Source organism: Arthrobacter sp. M4, assembly GCF_020251205.1.
In the GTDB taxonomy this organism is placed as follows: Bacteria; Actinomycetota; Actinomycetes; order Actinomycetales; family Micrococcaceae; genus Arthrobacter.
This window is the reverse complement of sequence record NZ_JAIWYX010000066.1, coordinates 1-438: the sequence shown is the minus strand read 5'-3', so window position 1 is coordinate 438 and position 438 is coordinate 1. Positions and strand designations below refer to the sequence as shown.

General features: G+C 61.0%; 1 protein-coding gene. It reads left to right on the top strand.

All coding sequences use genetic code 11. The annotated features are described in order from the left end of the window. Window positions 1-438, top strand: a 438-nt coding sequence (locus LD110_RS23420; protein WP_225502340.1) for a transposase, incomplete at both ends; no start/stop codon positions are given.

The following is a 438-nucleotide window of genomic DNA, read 5'->3' as shown; positions in this document are numbered from 1 at the left end:
GGAGCGCGGCGGACCACCGGCCTGGATGACATGATCATCAGCCTCTACGCCGGCGGGATGACAATCCGTGACATCGCGCATCATCTCGAAGCGACGCTCGGCACCGAACTGTCCCATGAAACGATCTCCAAAATCACGGACGAGGTCTTGGACGAGGTCATGGAGTGGCAACAACGTCCTTTGGATCCGCTGTACCCGATCCTGTATTTGGACGCCATCGTCATCAAGGTCCGTGACGGGCACCAGGTCCAGAACAGGGCGGCTCACATCGCCGTGGGCGTGGACCTGACCGGCATCAAGCATGTCCTCGGCATCTGGGTTGAGGCCAGCGAGGGGGCAAAGTTCTGGGCCGGAGTCTGTTCCGAACTGGCCAACCGCGGGGTCAAGGACGTGCTCATTGTCTGCTGTGACGGCCTCACAGGTTTCCCGGATGCTGTC